The 23,655-nt window shown below is 65.5% G+C and carries 17 protein-coding genes; 3 read left to right on the forward strand and 14 right to left on the reverse strand.

The features are described from left to right. Positions 1-45: 45 nt before the first annotated feature. Both AC3XQU_RS06955 and AC3XQU_RS06960 read right to left on the reverse strand, forming a co-directional pair. Positions 46-1,929, reverse strand: a complete 1,884-nt coding sequence (locus AC3XQU_RS06955) for a chemotaxis protein CheA (protein WP_489873413.1) — start codon at positions 1,927-1,929, stop codon at positions 46-48. After that, positions 1,929-2,774, reverse strand: coding sequence for a protein phosphatase CheZ (locus AC3XQU_RS06960; RefSeq protein ID WP_489873414.1), 846 nt, complete (start codon positions 2,772-2,774; stop codon positions 1,929-1,931). The genes AC3XQU_RS06955 and AC3XQU_RS06960 overlap by 1 nt, the downstream gene beginning before the upstream one ends. Before the next feature lie 388 nt (positions 2,775-3,162). Between AC3XQU_RS06960 and AC3XQU_RS06965 the strand changes: the two genes are divergently transcribed. The 3 genes from AC3XQU_RS06965 to AC3XQU_RS06975 all read left to right on the forward strand — a co-directional run bounded on the left by AC3XQU_RS06965 (position 3,163) and on the right by AC3XQU_RS06975 (position 5,580). Next, positions 3,163-3,630: a universal stress protein gene (locus AC3XQU_RS06965; RefSeq protein WP_489873415.1), complete on the forward strand. Its 468-nt coding sequence runs from the start codon at positions 3,163-3,165 to the stop codon at positions 3,628-3,630. Positions 3,631-3,722: 92 nt separating this feature from the next. Beyond that, a complete protein-coding gene (locus AC3XQU_RS06970) occupies positions 3,723-4,367 on the forward strand; it encodes a response regulator (protein WP_489873416.1) in 645 nt (214 codons plus the stop codon). Between the two features lie 421 nt (positions 4,368-4,788). After that, positions 4,789-5,580, forward strand: coding sequence for a Crp/Fnr family transcriptional regulator (locus AC3XQU_RS06975; protein ID WP_489873594.1), 792 nt, complete (start codon positions 4,789-4,791; stop codon positions 5,578-5,580). Between the two features lie 82 nt (positions 5,581-5,662). Here the strand turns inward: AC3XQU_RS06975 and AC3XQU_RS06980 are convergent, their stop codons facing one another. The 12 genes from AC3XQU_RS06980 to AC3XQU_RS07035 all read right to left on the reverse strand — a co-directional run bounded on the left by AC3XQU_RS06980 (position 5,663) and on the right by AC3XQU_RS07035 (position 23,529). After that, positions 5,663-6,763, reverse strand: coding sequence for a glycine zipper 2TM domain-containing protein (locus tag AC3XQU_RS06980; protein ID WP_489873417.1), 1,101 nt, complete (start codon positions 6,761-6,763; stop codon positions 5,663-5,665). Positions 6,764-6,847: 84 nt separating this feature from the next. Continuing rightward, positions 6,848-7,516, reverse strand: a complete 669-nt coding sequence (gene pdeM / locus AC3XQU_RS06985) for a ligase-associated DNA damage response endonuclease PdeM (protein WP_489873418.1) — start codon at positions 7,514-7,516, stop codon at positions 6,848-6,850. Then, entirely contained in the window at positions 7,513-9,978 is a 2,466-nt protein-coding gene (locus AC3XQU_RS06990; RefSeq protein WP_489873419.1) for a ligase-associated DNA damage response DEXH box helicase, read from the reverse strand. The genes pdeM and AC3XQU_RS06990 overlap by 4 nt, the downstream gene beginning before the upstream one ends. Beyond that, positions 9,975-11,609: an ATP-dependent DNA ligase gene (locus AC3XQU_RS06995; protein ID WP_489873420.1), complete on the reverse strand. Its 1,635-nt coding sequence runs from the start codon at positions 11,607-11,609 to the stop codon at positions 9,975-9,977. The genes AC3XQU_RS06990 and AC3XQU_RS06995 overlap by 4 nt, the downstream gene beginning before the upstream one ends. Then, a complete protein-coding gene (locus tag AC3XQU_RS07000; protein ID WP_489873421.1) occupies positions 11,602-12,678 on the reverse strand; it encodes a ligase-associated DNA damage response exonuclease in 1,077 nt (358 codons plus the stop codon). The genes AC3XQU_RS06995 and AC3XQU_RS07000 overlap by 8 nt, the downstream gene beginning before the upstream one ends. 26 nt (positions 12,679-12,704) lie before the next feature. After that, complete coding sequence (locus AC3XQU_RS07005) at positions 12,705-14,438, reverse strand: RecQ family ATP-dependent DNA helicase (RefSeq protein ID WP_489873422.1); 1,734 nt, start codon at positions 14,436-14,438, stop codon at positions 12,705-12,707. Positions 14,439-14,877: 439 nt separating this feature from the next. Beyond that, positions 14,878-16,455, reverse strand: coding sequence for an alkyl hydroperoxide reductase subunit F (gene ahpF, locus AC3XQU_RS07010; protein ID WP_489873423.1), 1,578 nt, complete (start codon positions 16,453-16,455; stop codon positions 14,878-14,880). A gap of 89 nt (positions 16,456-16,544) precedes the next feature. Then, complete coding sequence (gene ahpC / locus AC3XQU_RS07015) at positions 16,545-17,108, reverse strand: alkyl hydroperoxide reductase subunit C (protein ID WP_489873424.1); 564 nt, start codon at positions 17,106-17,108, stop codon at positions 16,545-16,547. A gap of 223 nt (positions 17,109-17,331) precedes the next feature. Continuing rightward, entirely contained in the window at positions 17,332-18,549 is a 1,218-nt protein-coding gene (locus tag AC3XQU_RS07020) for a hybrid sensor histidine kinase/response regulator (RefSeq protein WP_489873425.1), read from the reverse strand. Further along, a complete protein-coding gene (locus AC3XQU_RS07025; RefSeq protein ID WP_489873426.1) occupies positions 18,546-19,151 on the reverse strand; it encodes a chemotaxis protein CheB in 606 nt (201 codons plus the stop codon). Before AC3XQU_RS07025 ends, AC3XQU_RS07020 begins: the two co-directional genes overlap by 4 nt. Beyond that, positions 19,148-19,939 carry a CheR family methyltransferase gene (locus AC3XQU_RS07030; RefSeq protein ID WP_489873595.1) on the reverse strand — a complete coding sequence of 264 codons (792 nt, stop codon included), beginning with the start codon at positions 19,937-19,939 and terminating at the stop codon, positions 19,148-19,150. The genes AC3XQU_RS07025 and AC3XQU_RS07030 overlap by 4 nt, the downstream gene beginning before the upstream one ends. 65 nt (positions 19,940-20,004) lie before the next feature. Next, positions 20,005-23,529 (reverse strand): response regulator, encoded by a 3,525-nt coding sequence (locus AC3XQU_RS07035; RefSeq protein WP_489873427.1) that lies wholly within the window; start codon positions 23,527-23,529, stop codon positions 20,005-20,007. Between the last annotated feature and the right edge of the window lie 126 nt (positions 23,530-23,655).

A 23,655-nucleotide genomic window follows, 5' to 3' on the forward strand; every position in this document is an offset into this window, starting at 1 on the left:
CACACTACGGGGGAAGCCCCGCATGGCGCACTGCGTCAGAATGGTTTATGCCGCCACGCGCAAATTGCTGCGGCATCCATCCATCAGGAAGGACAGGCCCACCACCAGCACCAGTTCGCCCTCGGCCGAACGCGCGGTACCCGTGATGCCTTCGACGCTCAAGGCCGTCATCGGCTTGATCACCAGGTCGGCCGTGCCATCGACCGCTTCCACCGCCAGGATATACGGCTGCGGTGCGTTGATGACGATGCCCACGCGTTCCGAGCAGGCTTCGTAACCCAGCGCCAGGGCCAGCGAACGCACCGGCAGCGGGCGGCCCTGATCTTTCAGCACCGGGGCGCCGCCGACGCACTGGAACTCTTCCGGCAGCTCGACCACGCGCTCGACGACGGCCATCGGCAGCGCCAGCGAGGCGCTCGAGGTCGACACCAGCATGGTCGGCACGATCGACAGTTCGATCGGCAGGCGGATCGCGAACTTGGTGCCGTGGCCCAGCGAGGAATCGATGCGGATCGCGCCGCGGTTCTTTTCCACCGCCGTCTTCACCACGTCCATGCCCACGCCGCGGCCCGAGACCGACGAGGCGACTTCCTTGGTCGAGAAGCCCGGCAGGAACACCAGCTGGTAGGCGTCTTCGTCGCTCTGGGCGCCGTTTTCGCCGATCAGGCCCTTGTCGATCGCCTTCTTGCGCAGCTTGATCGGGTCCATGCCCTTGCCGTCGTCCTGCAGCACGATCATGACGCTGTTGGCTTCCTGCCAGGCTTTGAGCAAGATGAAGGCCTTGGCCGGCTTGCCGTTGGCGACGCGCTCTTCCGGCGACTCGACGCCGTGGTCGAGCGCGTTGCGCAGCATGTGCACCAGCGGATCGTACAGGCTGTCCACCACGACGCGGTCGACTTCGGTCTCGGCGCCTTCGATGGTCAGCTCGACGTCCTTGCCGAGGTCCTTGGCCAGCTCGCGCACCAGGCGCGGGAATTTCTGGAACAGGCGGCCCACCGGCTGCATGCGGGTCGCCAGCGTGGCGCGCTGCAGTTCGGCCGAATAGCGCGAGGCGCGTTCCAGCGTTTCGGTCAGCGTGGCCATCAGGGCGGCGGCAGGCCCCTCGAACTTGAACTGCTGCAGGCGCTCGAGCAGCACGGCGGCCTGGTTGGCGGCCTGCACCGACTCGCCCGCCACTTCCAGCAGCGCGTCGAGCTTGACCGCATCGATGCGGATGCTTTCGTCTTTCGCAGGGGCCGCTGCGGCGCGCGCATCGGCCACCTTGTCGCTGCGGCGGTCGACGCCATCCCAGCCGCCCGCGCGTGCCGGCGCGGCGGCCTCGCCCTGCGCTGCCGGTGCAGCGGCTGCGGGAACGGCAGCCGGCGCGGCATCGGCGGAGCCGGCGGCGATGGCGGCGCTGGCCGGCACCACGGCGTTGTACATTGCGGTCCAGTCCAGGCCATCGTCGCCGGCGGCGACCGGGGCCGCGGCCGCTGCAACCGGGGCGGCGGCGACAGCGGCAGGCGCCGGCGCTGCAGCAGCTGCCGGAGCAGGCGCGGCGGCCGCCTTGCCTTCGATCGCGTCCGTGAGGATGCGCTCGAGGGCGGCCGGCATTTGCGCCAGGCCTTCCGGCGGCGTGCCGTTGTTCAGGTCATTGAGCTGGTCGGCCACGAAGCCCGAGGCTTCGAGCGCCGCTTCGATCGCCAGCGGCGTGACCGGCGCCTGGCCGGTGCGCAGGGCATCGAACAGGTTCTCGGTCAGGTGGCAGGCCGCGACCAGCGCGGGCAGGCCCATGAAGCCGGCGCCGCCCTTGATCGTGTGGAAGGAGCGGAAGACCGCATTGAGCGTTTCCTTGTTGTCCGGATCGCGTTCGAGGCGCAGTAAATGTTCTTCAACATTGACTGCAAGGTCCATCGCCTCGACGACGAAGTCCTTGAGCATATCGTCCATTAGAACCCCAGATCGGCGAGAAGGTCGTCAACGTTGTCTTGATTCAGTGCCGACTCCGGCACCGACGGGCCCGACATCAGCGGCGCCGGTGGCGGCGGCGCTTCTTTCTTGGCCAGCTTTTCCTTCAGGTCGGCCGGCGCGTGGTCGCGCAGCAGCTGCGCCAGTTCCGATTCCACGGTCTGGGTGATCTTGACCACTTTCTTGATCAGCTGGCCGGTGATGTCCTGGAAGTCCTGGGCCATCATGATTTCGAGCAGGCGCGCCTTTTCGGCTTCGGTCGCTTCGTTCACGGTGGCGGCGAACTGACGCGAGTCGCCGGCCAGGGCCTTGAATTCGTCCAGGCTCAGCTTGCCGGAATACAAATCGGCCCAGCGCGATTCCATGTCCTTGGCCTGCTTCGACAGCAGGTCCTGGGCCGGCATGCCGTCATCCAGGGTGTTGAGCACCTTGTTGGCGGCCTGTTCGGTCAGGGTGGCGACGTATTCCAGGCGGTCCTGGGCGTCGACGATGGCCGACGAGGCTTCGGTCAGCGCCTTGTCGTAGCCCAGTTCGCGCAGCGAATCGTGCAGCAGGCGCACGATGCCGCCGAGGCGTTCGAACATGCCATGCTCTGCTTCGCCGGCAGCGCCGGCCGGGGCCTGGACCGCGGCGGGTGCGGCAGCCGGGGCCGGGGCGGCAGCGGCCACCGGAGCGGCGCTGGACGAGACCTGGTCGAACAGCGACTCGAGGTCGTCCTCGTCGATGGCGGGTGCGGCAGCGGGCGCAGGTTCGGCGGCAGGCGCGCTGGCGCGCTGCGCCGCCACTTCCTCGAATAGTGCGTCGAAATCGTCAGCGGCGTCGGTCATAATCCCTGCTTCTCCATGGTGTTGTGTTCGCAATGAGCATTGCAATTCGGTCGGTGCTGCGGCCATCGGACCGCGCAAACGCGCGCGGTGGCAGATGGTAAGAGTCTGCACGGGAGTGTAGCAGCGTGGTTGCCGTAGGTAAATGTCGGCGAGGGCAGTGCAACAAAATGGACAAGGAATCTTAATTCCGCGACAATCAAAATGCACGGTTCCTGAATGTTTACACAAGGTTGGTGTTGTTTTTCGTAATCGCGATAGCCGGATTCCTGGAAGTTGTTGTCTGCCTGGAAGCGGCCTGATGTTTGATCGAGCTCAACAGTTTGCGTTCCCGCAATAGCCGCCACGTCCCGGACAGCACAGAATGGCGTGGCCATTGGAGGAGTCAACCATGTACCGCAAAATCCTGATCACTACCGACGGCTCGGCGGTGTCGCAGCATACGGCCTGCGCCGGTGTCAAATTTGCGCAACAGATGGGCGCCGAGGTACTGGCCCTGTTTGTCGCGCCCGATTACCAATACCCCGTGTATGTAGAGATCATTCCTCCGTCCTACCCCAGCGAAGAAGAATACATCGCGCAAATGCGCCGCCTGGGCGAGGACTACATGGGGAGAATCATGCGCTCGTGCGCTGACGCCAGCCTCAAGCATGCCTGCATGACCGCCTTCTCCGATACCGCGGCCCTGAAGATCGTCGACGTCGCCGAGCAGGAAGGCTGCGACCTGATCTTCATGGGCTCGCACGGCCGCAGCGGCTGGGGCCAGCTGCTGCTGGGCAGCGTCACCAACAAGGTGTTGTCGCATACGGCCAAGCCGGTGCTGGTGCACCGCCTGATCAGCGAGCCGGCCCAGAAATGACGCCAGGGCCCGGATAGATTCGATGACAATTTGACTTGTCATACTGTGTTAGCCTTGCTTGCTTACTGTCGCTCCCGCTGGAAGGGTGATTTATGATCCGAATTGTCATTGCCGACGACCACACCATCATGCGCGAGGGCCTCAAGCGCATCCTCGACGGCGCGCCCGATATCGAGATTGCCGGCGAGGCCACCAATGGCTTCGAAGTGCTGGCCCAGGTGCGCCAGGGCGGGTTCGACCTGCTGCTGCTCGATTTGTCGATGCCGGGCCGCAGCGGGGTCGACCTGATCCGCCAGGTGCGCAGCGAAGCGCCCAAGCTGGCTATCCTGATCCTGACCATGCACGAAGAAGAGCAATACGCGGTGCGCGCCATCCGCGCCGGCGCCCAGGGCTACCTGACCAAGGAGAGCGCGGGCACGCAACTGGTGGGGGCGATCCGCAAGGTGGCTTCGGGGCGTCCTTATATTAGTACCGAAGTGGCCGAGCAGCTGGCGCTGAATATCATGGCGCCGAATGAGCAATTGCTCCATAAACAGCTGTCGGACCGCGAATTCGAGGTCTTTTCGCTACTTGTCGGCGGCAAGTCGATCACGGAAATCGCGAACGGCCTGCATTTATCCGTGAAAACGGTCAGCACCCACAAGACCCGCATCATGCAGAAGATGGGCATGACGTCCTTGTCGGAAATGGTGCAGTACGCAGTCGCCCATCGCCTGCTCTCCCCGATGAAGGCGTAGGACCATCTGATTTAGACACGCGGTCGCGGTTTTTGTGCCACTGTCCGGCGCAAACCGCCGCCTGCGCCCCGCCCTTGCCCCTCCCCCGCTTTTCCTGTTCCGCCCCTGCCTCTCCCTCTCACGCTCCTGTCGAGCGTCAGACGATTCCTACAAAGCCGTAATCCGTCCTACCTACATATTCAGTAGTCGCTGATATCCGTGCCGGACTCGTGTTGGCATACTGAATTCAACGTTTCGACTTGCCTGCGATCCAAGTCCCAGCGTGAGCCAGCCTGCGGCGGGGTCCGCCTCTACAGTGCCGGTTGGGTCTCCGCCCTGTGGTCGCCGCCTGAAACCCAAGATTTTTCACCTGGAGATGAGCATGCAGTCCCAGCCAACGTCAGAACAACGCAACGTCAATACGCCTACCCTGCACTCGCCCATGGAAGCTGGCCGCCAGCGCCAGGGACGTCTCTGGTCCAACCTCAAGGAAGTCTGCGACCTGCTGCGCATTCCCGCCAGCGTGTCGGTCACCTCCGAAGAACTGCTGTTCCAGCACGTGCAATTCAAGACCGGCCAGCGCGTCCACACCATCGGCCAGGCCTTCGACACCCTCTACATCGTCAACTCGGGCTTCCTCAAGACCGTGCTGATCGACGAATTCGGCAACGAGCAGGTGCTGAGCTTCCCGATGAAGGGCGACATGCTCGGCGTCGACGGCATCCATACCCGCCACTACGCGTCCGAAGCCGTCGCGCTGTCGGACTGCGACCTGATCCTGCTGCCGTTCAAGAAACTCACGGCCCTGGGCCGCGTGCACGCCGAACTCGAAAACATGATGTACGGCGTCATGAGCCGCGAACTGGTGCGCGAGCAAACCATGATCGGCATGCTCGGCGCCCTGTCGGCCGAAGCCCGGGTGGCCCGCTTCCTGGTCTCGCTGGCCGACCGCTTCGCCGCAATGGGTTATTCCAGCAAGCTGTTCAACCTGCGCATGACCCGCCACGAGATCGGCAGCTACCTGGGCCTCACGCTGGAAACCGTCAGCCGCACGCTGTCGGCCTTCAACGAAATCGGCCTGATCACCGTCGACCAGCGCACCATCGGCATCAAGGATGCCGAAGCGCTCAAGACCCTGCGCCGCCTGCCGCCCTCGCGCTCGCGCACCAAGGGCGCGGCCAAGAAGGCCGAGCTCGACCAGGCCGGCGACAGCCAGGTGCTGGCCACGGCCTGAAGTTCCCATCCATATAAAAAGGCCGGCTCCCGCAAGGAAGCCGGCCTTCGTCATTGGGCGGCCGAGCGCCCCGCTTGACTATTTACTGGTCACGCACCAGCACGTTATCGTTCACGCGCACGCGGTCGCCCTGGCGGAAGCCCGGATCGTTCTCGTACTGCAGGGTCTGGGTGCCGCCGTTGGCATAGCGCACCACGACCTCGAAGCGCTGGGCCTTGTTCATGTTGCGCTGGATGTTGCGTCCGGCCAGGCCGCCGGCCACTGCGCCGGCCACCGAGGCTGCCGTGCGGCCGCTGCCGCTGCCGACCTGGTTGCCCAGCAGGCCGCCGACCACGGCGCCGCCGACGGTGCCCAGGTAGTTGCCGTTACCCGACACTTCGATCACGTTGACCGCTTCCACGGTGGCGCAGTTGGTGCAGTAACGCGCCACGCGCGCCTGCTCGCCGCGGGTTTCCATCAGCAGCGGACGGGCCAGCACCGAAGTGGTGTAGCGGCCGTTGGCGCGAATGGTGGCGGTCACGCGGCTGTTCGGGGTGACGGCGTCACGGTTGCGCACCGTGTAGATGGCTTCGTATTCGCCCGGACGCACTTCCGGCAGGAAGAACACGCCGCGGGTGCCGGCGATCGCCACTTCGACGCGGGCGCCGGGCGTGCCGACGACCATGAAGCGCAGTTCGTTGCCCGGGCCGAGATCCGGCGCGCCCTGCACGTCGAAGCGCTGGATTACCAGGTTCGAGGCGATCTGGCCGCGGCGGTCGGCGCGCGGGGCGTTGGCGGACATCACCGATTCGCTCAGCAGGCTGGTGGCGACCTGGTTACCCAGGCGCAGGTTGGCGGTGACGCCGCTGCTGGCCGTGATGCGGTCGCGGGTGCCGATGGTATAGGTGCCGGTGTACTGGCCTGGCTCGACTTCGGTCAGGTTCAGGTTGCGGGTGGCGCCGTCGATGCGCAGGGTGGCGTTGCCGCCCGGGCTGCCGTACATGTCGAAATGCAGCTCGACGCCCGGCGTCAGGCGGCGCACTTCCTCGACGTTGAAGCCGTTGATGACCGGGCCATAGGCACGGCTGTCGCGAACATCGCGGTTTTGGTATTGCTGGGCCTGGACGGCGGCGCCGCCCAGGGCGACGGGGCCGAATGCCACGAGGGTGGCGAAGACGGCTTGTAACAGTTTACGACATTGCATGATATTTCCTCCGTTTTGAATGCAGGCACGAGCTTCTACGTCAATACGTGCAAGGTACGCCCTGGCCCAGCAGGAGTCCGTTCGCTAACGAACGCAGTGGACGGCGTCCCCGGAGGTGACATAGATGGTGTCCCCGTCTTCGCGGCGGATCGCATGCCCGCCGGTGAAGGAACCGAAGGAAGGCAGGATCATGCGCTCGCGCCCGACCACGAAGCACGGCAGGCGCAGCGCGTCGAAACGGGTGGCCAGCACATAGACCGGATGGATGTGGCCGGCCAGGGCATAGCCCGGCGTGTCGAGGTCGGGGTGGTGGCAAAACGCGAAGGGCCCGAGCGCATGCGGCTCGTCCACCAGCGCGATACCGAGCGCCTTGGCCGGATCCCCCGCGTGGCGGTCGTGGTTGCCGCGCACGAGGATCAGGTCGAGCTCGCGCCGGCGCTCGCGCCAGGCCAGCATCGCCTGCTGGGTGGCGCTGGCATGGGCGGCGCGCGCATGCAGGAAGTCCCCGAGGAAGGCGACCTGGCGCGCGCCATGCGCGTCGATCAGCGCGTCCAGCCCCGCCAGGTTCTCGGTGGTGGTCCCGCGCGGCACCGGCACCCCGAGCGCGCGGAAGGCCGCCGCCTTGCCGAAGTGGATGTCGGCGATGACCAGCATCTTCTCGGCCGGCCAGTACAGGGCTTTCTCGGGCAGCAGCAGCATGCTCTCGCCGGCGATGTCCACCCTCAGGCTGGTCGTTCCTGTCGTGGTGCTCATACGGCCGCCGCTTTTTCCAGTTCGCGCACCATGCGCGCGACACGGTCGTTGAGCTTTTCGGTGCTGACCTTTTCGCGGAAGCGCTCGACCATCAGCGCAAAGCCGAAGGGCGTGGCGCGCTTGACTTCGCGGTAGGCCACGCGCCGCCCATGCAGCTCGCCGAGTGTCTCGCGCAGCCGGGTCAGTTCCAGCTCCTGCTCCAGCACTTCGCGCTGGGCTTGCGTGAGCAGCAGGTTGCCGGAGTCGTGCTTGCGGAAGACCTCGAAGAACAGCGAGGACGAGGCCTGCAGCTGGCGGTTCGACTTCGGCTGGCCCGGATAGCCCTGGAAGATCAGGCCGGCGATGCGCGCCACCTCGCGGAAGCGCTGTTGCGACAACTGGGTCGCGTTCAGGCTGCCCAGCACGTCCTCGAGCAGGCAGTCGGTGGAAAACAGGTCCACCTCCGCGCCCACTCCGGACTCGAAGATGCCCGGCCAGTCGACCGGCTCCGGGCTCATGAGCTCGAAGCCGTAGTCGTTGATCGCGATCGAGAAGGTCGAGGGCTGCATGCGCCCCACCCGATACGCGAACAGCGAGGCCAGGCCCATGTGCACCGAGCGTCCCGCGAACGGGTAGACGAACAGGTGGTAGCCTTCGCGGCTCTTCATGTGCTCGAGCACCAGGGTCTCGCTCGAGGGCAGCGCCGACCAGCGGCACTGGATCTCGATCAGCGGGCGGATCGCTTCCATCTCCGGGCTGTCGTAGATGCCCTGGGAGGCCAGGCGCAGTTCTTCCAATGCGGCAGCCGCCAGCTCCGACGACATCGGCATCTTGGCCCCGCCCCAGCGCGCGATCGCGCCGCGGCTGCCGGTGGCGCGTTTCACAAACGCCGTCATCTCGTGCACCCGGATGAATTCGAGGATGCGCCCGCCGAACAGGAAGTGGTCGCCCTGCTTCATGCGGGAGATGAACGATTCCTCGACGCTGCCGATGCGGCCCCCGCTCATGTATTTCACCGAGATCGAGGCGTCCGACACGATGGTGCCGATGCCCATGCGGTGGCGCCGGCCGATGGCGCTGTCCGGCACCCGGTAGACGCCCTCCTCGTCGGGCAGCACGCGGCGGTATTCCGGATACACCGTCAGGCTCTGGCCGCCGCGCGCAACGAAGTCCAGCGCCCACTGCCACTCTTCCTCGTCCAGGTGGCGGTAGGACCAGGCCTGCCTTACTTCTTCGTACAAGTCCTTGGACACGAAGCCGCCGCCCAGCGCCACCGTCACCAGGTGCTGCACCAGCACGTCGAAGGGCTTGTTCGGCACGTAGCGGCCCTCGATGCGGCGCGCCGCCACCGCTTTTTTCGCGCCGGCCGCTTCCAGCAATTCGAGGCTATTGGTCGGCACCAGGGTCACGCGCGAGATGCGCCCCGGCGCGTGGCCGCTGCGTCCGGCCCGCTGCAGCAGGCGCGCGATGCCCTTGGCGCTGCCGATCTGCAGTACACGCTCGACCGGCAAGAAGTCCACGCCGAGGTCCAGGCTCGCGGTGCAGATCACGGCCTTCAACTCGCCTTTTTTCAGTCCCTGCTCCACCCATTCGCGCACCTCGCGGTCGAGCGAGCCGTGATGCAGCGCGATCACGCCGGCCCAGTCGGGCCGCGCCTCCAGGATGTTCTGGTACCAGATCTCGGACTGGGCGCGGGTATTGGTGAACACCAGGGTCGCGTTGTAATGCTCGATCTCCTTGATCACCGGCTGCAGCATCTGCAGGCCCATGTGCCCGCCCCAGGGGAAGCGCGCCACGTTCTCGGGGATCAGGCAATCGACCTGGATCTGCTTGCGCATGTCGCCCTCGACCAGCACCCCGGTGTCGCCCCCCAGCAGCACCTGGCGCGCCAGGTCGAGGTTGCCCATGGTGGCCGACACGCCCCAGACCAGCAATTCGGGGCGCCAGTGGCGCAGCCGCGCCAGCGCCAGCTGCACCTGTACGCCGCGCTTGCTGCCCATCAGTTCGTGCCATTCGTCGATGACGATCATGTCGAGGTGCTTGAACTGCTCGCTGGCAGCTGCGTGGCTGAGCATCAGGGACAGGCTTTCGGGCGTGGTCACCAGGGTCGCCGGCATCTTGCGCGTCTGGCGCGCACGCTCGGCCGAACCGGTGTCGCCGGTGCGGGCGCCCACGGCCCATTCGGGCATGAGCTGGCTCGCGGTTTCTTCGAGCGCGCGCATGGTGTCGGCGGCCAGCGCGCGCATCGGGGTGATCCACAGCACGCGCAGGCCGGCCGTATGACGCCCGCTCTTGAGGCCCGCGCGCTGCAGGGCCGCGAACCAGACGGCGAAGGTCTTGCCCGCGCCCGTATTCGCATGCAGCAAGCCCGATTCGCCCTTGAGCGCGGCCTTCCAGACGTTGCGCTGGAAGGGGAAGACCTTCCAGCCTTTGTCGGCGAACCAGGCGTCGACGCGTTCGGTAACAGGATTGGCTTTACTCATGCACTGGCTGCGGCCAGCAGGCCTTTCAGGGTGTCGAGGGTATCGGCTTCGTCGACCGGCTTGTCCTGGCGCCGGCGCAGGATGCGCGGGAAGCGCACCGCGACCCCGGCCTTGTGGCGGGTCGAGAGCGCGATGCCCTCGAAGCCGAGCTCGAACACCATCGTGGGTTTGACCGAGCGCACCGGCCCGAATTTCTCGATCGTGGTCTTGCGCACGGCATTGTCGACCTGGGCGATCTCGGCATCGGTCAGGCCGGAATAGGCTTTCGCAAACGGCACCAGCTTGCGCTCCTCGCCCTCGCCGTCCCACACGGCGAAGGTGTAGTCGGTGTACAGCGAAGCGCGGCGCCCGCTGCCGGCCTGGGCGTAGATCAGCACCGCATCGACGGTGTAGGGGTCGACCTTCCACTTCCACCAGGTGCCGACATCCTTGGTGCGGCCCACGCCGTATTGCGCGCTGCGCGCCTTGACCATCATGCCCTCGACGCCGCGCTGGCGCGATTCCTCGCGCAGGCTCGCCAGTTCGGTCCAGCTGTCGGCCTTGATGACGGGCGAGGGGCGCAGCTGCGGCGACTCGGCCGCGGCCACCTCGGTTTCCATCAGGGCGCGCCGCTCGTGCTGGGGCAGCGCGCGCAGGTCGACGCCGCCGAATTCCAGCAGATCGTAGCAGCACAGTACTGCCGGCAGTTCGCCCAGCAGCTTGGCGCTGAGCGTCTTGCGGCCGATGCGCTTTTGCAGGTCGGCGAACGGCGCCGGTGCGTCGCAGCCGGGCTGCCAGATCAGCACTTCGCCGTCCAGCACCGTGCCTTCCGGGATACGCACGGCGGCCAGTTCCGGGAAGCGCTCGGTAATCAGGTCTTCGCCGCGCGACCAGAGGTAGTTCTGGCCGCCGCGCCGCACCAGCTGGGCGCGGATGCCGTCGTACTTCCACTCGACCTGCCAGTCGTCGACTTCGCCCAAGGCTGCGGGGTCGCCTTGAAGCTGGTGCGCCAGGAAGAAGGGATAGGGCTGGCCGCCGCGCAGCTTGTGTTCTTCGTCCGATTGTTCGGCGATGAGCTGCAGGAAGCTGGTGGCCGTGGGCCGCACCGAATTGTCGGTCCAGCCCATCAGGCGCTGGGCAATGAGCTTGCTGTCCACCGCGGCAATGGCCGCCAGCGCGCGCGTGACCAGGAGGCGCGAGACGCCGACCCGGAAACCGCCGCCGATCAGCTTCACGAACAGGAAGCGCTCGCGCCAGTCCAGTTCATCCCAGGATGCGAACAGCGCTTCGCGGATGGTCCCGGGGTCGGCGCCGCGCAAGGGGCCGATGCGTTCTTCCATCCACTGCGCCAGGCCGACGTCGCTGCGGCGGCTCGGCGGCGGCAGGATGTGGGCGATGGTTTCGGCCATGTCGCCGACCGCATGGTAGGACTCGTCGAACAGCCAGTCGTCCAGCCCCGCGTATTCGATCGCGTACTGGCGCAGCAGCTTGGTCGGCACCGCCTGACGCGGCTTGCCGCCGGCCAGGAAGTAGACGGCCCAGGCGGCGTTTTCCGGCGCGGCGTTGGAAAAATACTGCTGCAGGGCGTCGAGCTTGCGGGTGGTGGAGGTGGTTTCGTCCAGTTCGGCGTAGAGGCGGGCGAATTCACGCATCGGGCTCTCCCGCCGGCGCTTCAAGCTCCCCTTCCGCCTTTGCTGTGGGCGCGGTTCCAACGCCCGGCGGCGCCGACTCGTCTTCCTCCTCGTCCCCGTATTCGGTATCGAAGCCCTTGGCGTCCAACCCGTTCTGGCACAGCCAGCGCACCATGGTGGGAATCGAGCCGTGGGTGACGATCACGCGTTCGGCCTCGGTCGCCTTGATGGCGCTCATCAGGCCGGGCCAGTCGGCGTGGTCGGACAGCACGAAGCCGCGGTCCACGCCGCGGCGGCGGCGCGCGCCGCGCAGCAGCATCCAGCCGCTGGCAAACGAGTCGCTGTAGTCGCCGAAGCGCTTCATCCAGGGCGAGCCGCCGGCCGAGGGCGGCGCGATCACGATGGCGCGCCGCAGCGCCGCCTTGTCGATGTCGCTGACCATCACGGTCTCGGGCAGCTCGACCCCGCCGGCCCGGTAGACGCGGTTGAGCGGCTCGACTGCGCCATGGCAGACGATCGGGCCGATGGAGGCGTCCAGGCGCGAGAGGATGCGCTGGGCCTTGCCGAAGGCATAGGCAAAGACCACGCTGCAGCGCCCGTCGTCGGCGTTCTTGCGCCACCAGGCGTTGATCTCGTCGATGGTCTGCTGCTCGGGCTCCCAGCGGTAGATCGGCAGCCCGAAGGTGGATTCGGTAATGAAGGTGTCGCACACCACCGGCTCGAAGGGCGCGCAGGTCTTGTCGGGTTCGACCTTGTAGTCGCCCGAGGCGACCCAGACTTCGCCGCCGCATTCCATGCGCACCTGGCTCGATCCCAGCACGTGGCCGGCCGGGTGCAGCGAGATGGCCACGCCGTTATGGGTGACCGTCTCGCCGTATTCGATGCCGTCGATGTGGATGTCGCCGCCCAGGCGCGACTTGAGCACGTTCACGCCGGCGGACGTCGACAGGTAGTGGCCATGGCCGACCCGCGCATGGTCGGCATGGGCGTGCGTGATCACGGCCCGGTCCACCGGGCGCCAGGGGTCGATATAGAACTGGCCGGGCACGCAATACAGCCCTTCCTTGCGCACGACTACCATGTCTCCCATGCGGTCCTTTCTCTCCGGGGCGCGGCTCAAGCCGGCTGTGCTTGGGAACCCTGCAACGGCTGCAGGAACTCGGCCAGGAAAGTGTGCGGTTCTTCCTGGTCCGCGAAGGCCAGCGTCACCTGGTCGCCGGCCACGGCAATGACCGTGCCTTCGCCATATTTCGCGGCCATTGCGCGCCCGCCCACTTCGTACTGCGGCTTGAGCGGCTCGGGCGCCGGCTCGCGGTCGAACTCGTCGTCGCGGATCTCGATGCCTTCCGTCAGCGATTGCGCCGGCGGGTGGAGGCAGTTATCGCATTTGCAGCACTTCTCGAAGCCGTCGACCTCGTCGCCAAAATAGTCCAGCAGCAGTTTCCAGCGGCAAAAGCCACTTACGGCATAGCCTACCATTTGCTCGAGCGACTCGCGGTCCCGTTCGGATTTCTGGACATAGACCCCGGCCAGCTCCTCGAAGATGCCGGGCTTCGGTTCCTTGCTCGACGGTAGAAATTCGAGCTTGCGGTTCTGGCGCAGCAGCTTGCCGTCCTTGAGCAGCTTCAGGCATACCTTGAGCTTGGCTTCGCCGGCTTCTTCCAGCGCCGCTTCCAGGCGCCCGGCGATGACGGCGCCCTCTTCGGCCAGTTCCTGCACCACCGTGTACACCGTCTGCAGCTCGGCCGCGGACGGGTAGTGCTTGACCAGGAAGAATTGCTGGATGCGCTTGTCGTCCTGCAGGAACAGCAGCGTGCACTGGGCGTCGAGCCCGTCACGCCCTGCCCGGCCCGATTCCTGGTAATAGGATTCGAGGTTGGCCGGGATCTGCAGGTGGATTACGAAGCGGGTATCGCTCTTGTCGATGCCCATGCCGAAGGCATTGGTGGCGACCATGACGCGCCGCTCGCCGTTCATGAACATGTCCTGGTTCTGCTTGCGCTCGGCCGCCGTCAGCTTGCCGTGGTAGATCGTGACCGACTCGCCGGCTTCTTCCAGCACGGCCAGCATTTCCTCGGCCACCTTGACCGTGGCGGCATAGACAATGCCGACGCCGCTGGACTGCTGCACCAGCTCCAGCGCCCGAGTCAGTTTGTCCTGGCGGTTGGTCACCTGCACCACGTTGTAGTGCAGGTTGGGCCGGTAGATGCCGGTGTTGATGACGTTGAGCTTGCGGCCCAGCTGCTTGCCGATGTCGGCGATGACCTCGTCGGTGGCGGTCGCGGTCAACGCCAGCACCGGCGGCTTGCCGAGTGCGTCGATGGCGCTGCCCAGGCCGATGTAGGCGGTGCGGAAATCATGGCCCCATTGCGAAATGCAATGGGCCTCGTCGATGACGACGATGTCGAGCTTGACGGTGTTGAGCAGGGCGATGAATTCGGGCGAGACCAGCCGCTCCGGTGTGCAGAACACGATCTCGCACGAATTGTTGGCGATGGCCTCGAGCGCCGCGGCCTCGTCGGCGGCATTCAGGGTGCTGTTGACCTGCACCGAGCGGATACCGAGCTCTTCCAGCTTCTCGAGCTGGTCCTTCATCAGCGAGATCAGGGGCGAGACCACGATGGTCATCCCCTCGAGCATCTTGGCGGGAATCTGGTAGCACAGCGACTTGCCGGCGCCCGTCGGCATGATGGCCAGGGTGTCCTTTCCATCAAGGACACTATCGATAATCATTTTTTGGCCATCACGCAATTGCTCGATCCCGAAGGTCGAACGGAGCAGGCGCTGGATGGAAGTGCGGCGCGCGGCGAGCAGTCCGCGGTTCAGGAGGGTGGGTTCGAGTCTTGTCATGGTGCTAAGGACTGTAGTCCCCGCCCCCTGCGCACACTATAGGACAGGGCCTAGCTCCACCGTAGGAGCGCCCCTTAACAGGCGTGGTGAAAATGTCACAGCGTAAACTCCTACAGGTCCACGGAGTTTATACCGATAGTTACCGCTGGGCTTGGGACGTAAGATGACTCCATCAACAACACATTCAACCGATCAGGAGAACATCATGTCGCGCCACAATCCCATGACGTGGACCGCAGTCCACCTGGCGCTGGCCAGCGCAGCAACCTGGTTGCTGCTGGAAACCGAAGCGCTGAGCGGCGCCATGATGGTGGCTTTCCACTGATCGGGCGCGTGCGGCGGGCGCTGCACGCACCATAGCAAAAAAACGCCGACCGCGGCCACGCGGTTGGCGTTTTTCGTTTGTGGAGGAACGGGCCCTGCGGCCCGTTCTGCTTTCTCAGGCTGCCTTGGCTTCCTGGACCGTTTCTTCCACCGGCTGTCGCATCAGGTAGTCGAAGGCAGCCAGCGACGCCTTGGCACCCTCGCCCACCGCGATCACGATCTGCTTGAACGGCACCGTGGTGACGTCGCCGGCCGCGAACACACCCGGGACCGAGGTCATGCCGCGTGCATCGACTTCGATCTCGCCATGGGCCGACAGGTCCATCGTGCCCTTGAGCCACTCCGCGTTCGGAATCAAGCCGATCTGCACGAACACGCCCTCCAGGTCGATGCGGTGCGTTTCGCCGTTGTTACGGTCCTTGTAGGCCAGGCCGTTGACGATCTGGCCGTCGCCATGGACCTCGGTCGTCTGGGCCGACTTGATCACCGTGACGTTCTTGAGCGAATACAGCTTGCGCTGCAGGACTGCATCGGCGCGCAGCTCCGCGCCGAACTCGATCAGGGTGACTTTCTTGACGATGCCGGCCAGGTCGATCGCCGCTTCCACGCCCGAGTTGCCGCCGCCGATCACCGCCACGCGCTTGCCCTTGAACAGCGGGCCGTCGCAGTGCGGGCAATAGGCGACACCCTTGTTGCGGTATTCCTTCTCGCCCGGCACGTTGATCTCGCGCCAGCGGGCGCCGGTGGCGATGATCACCGACTTCGACTGCAGCACCGCGCCGCTCTCGGTATGCACCTCGATCAGCTTGCCCTCGACCAGCTTGCTGGCGCGCTGGGTATTCATGATGTCGACTTCGTAGTGCTTGACGTGTTCTTCCAGGGCGACGGCAAACTTCGGACCGTCGGTTTCCTTCATCGACACGAAATTCTCGATGGCGAGGGTATCCAGTACCTGGCCGCCGAAGCGGTCCGACAGCACGCCGGTGCGGATGCCCTTGCGGGCGGCATAGATCGCCGCGGCCGCGCCGGCAGGCCCACCGCCGACGATCAGCACGTCGAACGGGTCTTTCTTGTTCAGTTCTTCCGCCTTGCGGGCGCCGGCCTTGGTGTCGATCTTGGCCAGGATTTCTTCCACGCTGGTGCGGCCCTGGCCGAAATGCTGGCCGTTCACGAACATCATCGGCACCGCCATGATCTGGCGTGCTTCGACTTCGCTCTTGAACACGCCGCCATCGATGGCGACGACCTTGATGCGCGGGTTGATCACCGCCATCGAGTTCAGGGCCTGCACGACTTCCGGGCAGTTGTGGCAGGACAGCGAGATGAAGGTCTCGAAGACGTAGTCGCCTTCCAGGTTCTTGATCTGCTCGACGACGGCGGCGTCGAGCTTGATCGGGTGGCCGCCAACCTGCAGCAGGGCCAGCACCAGAGACGAGAATTCGTGGCCGAGCGGGATGCCGGCGAAGCGCACGCCGATGTCGGTGCCGACGCGGTTGATGGCGAACGAGGGCTTGCGCTCGTCATTGCCGTCCTGGCGCACGGTGATCTTGTCGCTCAACGCGGCGATTTCGCGGAGCAGTTCATCCATTTCGCGCGCTTTCGGCGAATCATCCAGCGATGCAACAAGCTCAATGGGCTGCACCACTTTTTCCAGATAGGCTTGCAATTGCTTCTTGAGGGTTGCGTCCAGCATGATGTTGTTCCTTGAATGGCAGTGAATCGGACGTCGGAAAACAAGCGGGCCGCCGCGGCGGCCCGGCAGGGTACTACGCGACTACTGGTTTAGATCTTGCCGACCAGGTCCAGCGACGGGGTCAGGGTTTCAGCGCCTTCGGTCCACTTGGCCGGGCAGACTTCGCCTGGGTGCGATGCGACGTACTGGGCAGCCTTGACCTTGCGCATCAGTTCCGATGCGTCGCGGCCGATACCGTTGTCGTGCACTTCCATGATCTTGATCTGGCCTTCAGGATTGATCACGAAGGTACCGCGCAGCGCCATGCCTTCTTCTTCGATCATGACTTCGAAATTGCGCGACAGGGTGCCCGTCGGGTCGCCGATCAGCGGGTAGTTGACTTTCTTGATGGCGTCCGAGGTGTCGTGCCATGCCTTGTGTGCGAAGTGGCTGTCGGTCGACACGCCGTACACGTTCACGCCCATTTTTGCGAATTCAGGCTGGAATGCAGCCAGGTCTTCCAGTTCGGTCGGGCAGACGAAGGTGAAGTCGGCCGGGTAGAACATGACAACCGACCAGGTGCCCTTGAAGTTTTCTTCGGTCAGATCGATGAACTTGCCATTGGCGTAAGCGGTTGCCTTGAATGGCTTGATCTGGGTATTGATAAGGGACATGTAATCTCCTGTTAAGGGTTGAAAGTTGATAGACGCCAGTGTACGGCTCTGCTCGTCTTTTGTGAAATTGATTGATTCGATACGCGTTATAGATTTTAACTATCGAACAAGTTTGATCTAGGTCAAACTAAGACCATATTGCCGGGGAACCGACAAGTCGTGCAGTGTGGACGAATTGACAGCGGCGTGCAACCGGTGTCCCGGTTGCTCCAGAGCTGGCCGTCTAGGCGCTGGCAGTGGCGGCCGCCACGGTCTGTTCGCAGCAAGGCAGCACCAGGGTAAAGGTGGATCCTTCACCCGGCTTGCTGGTCACGCGCAGTTCCCCGCCATGCGACATGGCCAGCTGGCGCGAGATGTACAGTCCCAGGCCCAGCCCTTTCGGCTCGCCGTTGCGCGCGCCCCGTTCGTAGGGCTCGAAGATGCGGTCCAGGTCGCCCGGAGAAATGCCCTTGCCCTCATCGCGCACGTCGATGCGCACCGTGTCCTCGCTGTACTGCACGCTGACCTCGACCGGCCCGCCGCCGCCGTAGCGCATCGCATTGGTCAGCAAATTCACCACCACCTGCTCGATGCGGAACTCGTCCCAGCAGCCCTGGACCGGATGGTGCTCGCGCAGCGACAGGCTGGTGCCGGTGGCCGCGGCCTGCAGCGACAAATCGCTGACGATCCGCTCGAGCAAATTCATGAGCTCGACCTGGCCCGGGCGGATCGAGAGCTGGCCGCTGCGCATGCGCGAGACGTCGAGCATGTCGTCGATCAGGCGGATCATGGCCTTGATCTGGCGCTCGTCGCGCTTGATCATCGCGTCGAACTGCTCGGGGCCGACGGCGGCGAGGGTGCCGCGCTTGAGCTGCAGGCTGCGCATCTGCGTTTCCAGGAACAGCGTGTTGAGCGGCGTGCGCAGCTCGTGCGCGACCAGCGACATGAATTCGTCGCGCATGCGCAGCGAACGCTGGAGCTCTTCCTGGGTCTGGTTCAGTTCGCGCAGCAGGGTTTCCTGCTCCTGGCGGCTGCGCTCGAGCGCGGCCATCTGGCGACGCATCTCGCGGCGCTGCTGGTCGAGCGTGACGAACACGTTGACCTTGCTGCGCACGGCGTCCGGGTCGAGCGGCTTGTAAAGAAAATCGACCGCGCCGGTCTCGTAGCCCTTGAAGGCGTAATTGAGTTCGCGCCCGGCGGCCGAGACGAACACGATCGGGATGTCGCGGGTGCGCGAGGTGGAGCGCATCATCTCGGCCAGCTCGAAGCCGTCCATGTCCGGCATCTGCACGTCGAGGATGGCCAGCGCGAACTCGTGCTCGAGCATCAGCGCCAGCGCCGCCTCGCCCGACGACGCCTGGAACACGAGGCGCTCTTCGCCGCGGATCAGGGCGTCGAGGGCGCGCAGGTTTTCCGGCAAATCGTCGACGATCAGGAGTTTGCTTGGGTCATGGACGCTCATGGGGTCTCCAACAGGGGAAGCAATGCCCGGATACCGGACAGGGGCAGCACGAGATGCGGCGCACAGCGCCGGATGGCCTCGACCGGCATGGCGCTGGCCTGGGCCTCGCTTGGCTCCTGCACCACCGTCAACCCGCCGCGCTCGCGGATCCGGCGCATGCCCTCGGCGCCATCGTGGTTGGCGCCGGTGAGCAGGATGCCGGCCAGCGCCGGGCCGTAGGCGTCGGCGGCGGACTCCATCAACAGGTCGATCGCCGGGCGCGCGAACTGCACCGGGGGTTCGCAGCTCAGGGAAAAGGTCCGGTCGCGTTCCACCGACAGATGATAGCCCGAACCGGCAAAGAAGATGACGCCGGGTGCGACGGTTTCCTTGTCGCGCGCCTCGCGCGCCGGCAAGCCCGAACGCAGGTGGAACAGTTCGGCCAGCCGGCTTTCGCGGTCGGCCGGCACGTGCAGGATGCACACCACGGCCGAACGGAAGCCCCCCGGCAGCGCCGGCAGCAGGCCGACCAGCGCATCGACCCCGCCGGCCGAGCCGCCGATGACGACCAGCTCGATGCGGCGGCCGGCCAGCGCTTCGCGCGCCTGTGCGGGAATGCTCACAGCGCCCCCTTGCGGAACAGGCGCTCGCGCTTGGCCAGCACGTCGAAGCGGCCGGCGTAGGCCGAGAAGTCGATGCTTTCCTTGCTGCCCAGGCCCAGGAAGCCGCGATAGCAGAGCGACTCGTGGAACAGCCCGAGCACGCGGTCCTGCAGGCGGCGGTTGAAGTAGATCAGCACGTTGCGGCAGCTGACGAAATGGGTTTCCGAGAACACGCTGTCGGTCGCCAGGCTGTGGTCGGCGAAGGTCACGTTCTCGATCAGGGCGCGGTTGAACAGGGCTCCGTCGTAGGCCGCCGTGTAATAGTCCGAAAAGGCTTCCTTGCCGCCGGCCTTCTGGTAGTTCTCGGTGTACAGGCGCATGCGCTCGAGCGCGAACACTCCGCGCCGCGCCGCGTCCAGCGATTCCGGATTGATGTCGGTGGCGTAGATGATGGCGCGCTCGAGCAGGCCTTCTTCCTGCAGCAAAATCGCCAGCGAATACACTTCTTCGCCGGTGCTGCAGCCGGCCACCCACAGCTTGAGCGAAGGGTAGGTCTTCAGGAAGGGCACGACCTGCTCGCGGATCGCGACCCAGTATTCCGGATCGCGGAACATCTCGGTCACGGGAATGGTCAGGTATTGCAGCAGCTGGGCAAAGCCGTCGGGCTGGTGCATTACCTTGGCCTGCAGGCTCGACACCGACTCGCAATCCATCTCGCGCATCGCCACCAGGATGCGGCGCTTCTGCGAGGCGCCGGTATAGTCCCGGAAGTCATAGTTGTACTTCAGGTAGACCGCCTCGACCAGCATCTTGAGCTCGATGTCGAAGTCGTCCGGCGGCACCAGGGGCGCCGGCGGCAGGTTGTCGGGAATACTCAAATCCGCTCCAGTGCCGGCATCCACACCCGCAGCAGCGAATACAGGCGGCTCAGGTCGATCGGCTTGGCCAGGTAATCGTTGGCCCCGGCGGCCAGGCACTGCTCCTGGTCGTCCTTCATCGCCTTGGCCGTGATCGCGATGATCGGCAGGCGGTCGAAGCGCCCGTCGGCGCGGATGCGGCGCGTCGCTTCCAGCCCGTCCATCCCCGGCATCATCACGTCCATCAGCACCAGGTCGATGCTTGGCACTTCGTCGAGCTTGGCGATGGCTTCGAAGCCGTTGCGGCCCACTTCGACTTTCGCGCCGCGCGACTCGAGCGCGCTGGTGAGCGCAAACACGTTGCGCACGTCGTCGTCCACCAGCAAGATGGTGCGGCCTTCGAACACGCGGTCGCGCCCGCGCACGGTTTTCAGCATGCTCTGGCGCTCGGACGACAGCTCGCTTTCCACCTTGTGCAGGAACAGGGTGACTTCGTCGAGCAGGCGCTCGGGCGAGCGCGCGCCCTTGATGATGATCGAGCGCGAATACTTGAGCAGCTCGGCTTCTTCGTCGCGCGTCAGGTTGCGGCCGGTATAGACGATCACCGGCGGGAAGGAGCACAGCTCTTCCTGCGACATGCGCTCGAGCAGCTCCCTGCCCTGCATGTCGGGCAGCTTCAGGTCGATGATCATGCAGTCGTAGACCTGGCTTTGCAGCAGCGCGAGGGCTTCGCTGCCGGTGCCGACCGCATTGATCTCCACGTCGGCGTCGGCGATGAGCTTGACCACGCTGTCGCGCTGGCGCTCGTCGTCCTCGACCAGCAGCACCCGCTTGATCTTCTGCGACGATTTTTCCTGCAGCTTGCGGAACACGTCTTCGAGCTGCTCGCGCGAGGTGGGTTTGAGGGCATAGCCGATCGCGCCCAGGTGCAGGGCTTCGCCGCCGTTCTCGATGCTCGAGACGATGTGCACCGGGATGTGGCGGGTGGCGGGGTTGTCCTTCAGTTGCTGCAGCACCGACAGGCCGGAGCCGTCCGGCAGGCGCACGTCGAGCAGCACGGCGTCGGGCTTCTGGGCGCCGGCCAGCGCCAGGCCTTCGCCGGCGGTGAGCGCCACCAGGCAGCGGTAGTCGAGTTCGTGCGCCAGGTCGAACAGGATGCGGGCAAACTCGGGGTCGTCCTCGACCACCAGTACGGTACGCGTGCCCGCGGCCGGCTTGTCGCGGTCGTCCGCGAAGCTGGCGGCCGGCGCCGCATCGGGCGCCGTATCGGGCGCCGTATCGGGCGCCGCATCGGGCGCCGGCGCGGCCGCAGGCACGGCCACCGGCTGGACCGGCTGGAAGACCTGGGCCGGCTGCACCACCGGCGGCGGGCTGGCCGGCACGGTGCCGTTGCGCGGCAGGCTCAGGGTGAACAGGCTGCCCTCGCCCGGCACGCTTGCCACCGTCAGGCTGCCGCCCAGCAGGTTGGTCAGGTCGCGCGAGATCGACAGTCCGAGGCCGGTGCCGCCGAAGCGGCGGCTGGTGGTGCCGTCGGCCTGGTGGAAGGCGTCGAAGATCTTGTCCTGCTGCTCCTGCGGGATGCCGATGCCCGAGTCGCGCACGGCGAACTGCACCCAGCCTTCGGGCGTGACCGACACCTTCATGCTGACCGCGCCCGCATCGGTGAACTTGACCGCGTTCGACATCAGGTTCTTGAGGATCTGCTCGACGCGCTGGCGGTCGGTGACGATCGTGGCCGGCACGCTCGGCTCGACCGTCACGGAAAAGTCGAGCCCCTTCTGGCGCGCCAGCGGGTCGAAGCTGCGGGACATGCCCTCGACCATGCGGCGCAGCGGCACGTCTTCGGGAACCAGTTCGAGCTTGCCGGCTTCGACCTTCGAGATGTCGAGGATGTCGTTGATCAGGTGCAGCAGGTCGTTGCCGGCCGAGTAGATGGTCTGGGCGAAGCGCACCTGCTCTTCGTTCAGGTTGCCGGGCACGTTGTCGGACAGGAGCTTGGCCAGGATCAGCGAACTGTTGAGCGGCGTGCGCAGCTCGTGCGACATATTGGCGAGGAATTCGGATTTGTAGCGGCTGGCGCGTTCCAGCTCCAGCGCGCGCTCGCGCAGCTGTTCCTGGGCGCCGGTGAGGGCCGCGTTCTTCATGTCGAGGTTGAGCGCCTGCTCGGCCAGCTGGTCGTTGGTGGCGCGCAGTTCCGACTGCTGGTTTTCCAGCGCCGACTGCGATTCTTCCAGCGCCGACTGCGATTCTTCCAGCGCGCGCGACTGCTCTTCGAGTTCCTCGTTGGCGGTGCGCAGCTCTTCCTGCTGCACCTGCAGTTCTTCGTTCAGGGTCTGGGTCTCTTCCAGCGCATGCTGCAGGCGCAGGCGGTACAGCACCGCCGCGATCGAGGCGCCGACGGCAGGCGCGATCAGCGCCATGAATTCGCGGTCGCGGTCCGCCACCTCGCGCAGGAAACCGATTTCGATCACGCCCTTGATCTTGCCGTGGTTGTGGACCGGCGCGATCAAGAGTTCGCGCGGCGGCGCCTCGCCCAGGCTCGATGCGATCCTGATATACCCGGGCGGCAGGTCCTTCAGCACCACGATGCGGTTTTCCAGCACGGCGCGGCCGGCCAGCGAATCGCGCGGCATCAGCACTTGCGCGTCGTCGGCCGCGTCGAAGGCAAAGCCATAGGCGCCGATCCGGCGCAACACCCCGTCCTCGCCGTGCGAATACATCGCTGCCACCACGCCATCGAGGTAGCCGGTCACCTGGCGCAACACCGCATCGGCCAGTGGCTCGAGCGTATGGATGCCGGTGCTCAGCGCAGCCAGCTCGGTCTGGCCGGAGCGCAGCCAGTCCTGGTGGCGCAGCTGGGCATTGTGCTCGGCTTCGTGCTCGAGCGTTTCCTGGTACGAATTCGACAGGGACACGAGCTGGCGGCGCCCGAACAGGGCCAGGCCGATGCCGACCAGGAGGCTGAGCAGCAGGAAGCTCACCACAGACCAGGTCGTCACACGGCGCGCCTGCTCGTTACGATCCTGCAGCAGGCGCCGCTCGACATCGAGGAATTGTTCGAAGGTGCGGCGCACGTCGTCGGTAAGGCTCTTGCCGCGCCCGGCGCGCACCGGCCCGACGAAATCGCCGTCCGCACGGCGCACGGCGATCATCTCGGTGGCGAACTGCTCCCACTGGGTCTGCACCGACTGGATGCGGCGCACGCGGTCGCTCTGCTCCGGATTGTCCGCCACCAGCCGCCCCAGGTCCTGCAAGCCGTCCTGCATGCGGCGCCGCGCCAGCATGTAGGGCGACAGGAAGGCTTCGTCGTCGGCGATCATATAGCCGCGCAGCCCGGTCTCCATTTCGGCCGAGAGCTTGCTGACCTCCTGGGCATTGCCGATCACCCGTTCGGAGTGCTCGACCCAGTTCAGCACACTGATCAGGTAGGCGATGATGCCGACGAAGACAATTGCCGTCACGACGCTCATTGCCAGGGGCAAGGCGACGTTGCGGGTCAGGATGCGGCGGAACTGGGAATTGTCGATGGTTGAGCCGGGCATGCGCGTGGAAAAGTTAGGAGAAAAATATCCTAAGTGTAACGTACGCACCGAATTTCATTCGCACAATTGGATAGTCGAATTGCTACAAAGCTTGTCATGATGAAATCGACTCTCCGCCTGCGTGCA

Source organism: Telluria sp. AZSoR62, assembly GCF_058111565.1.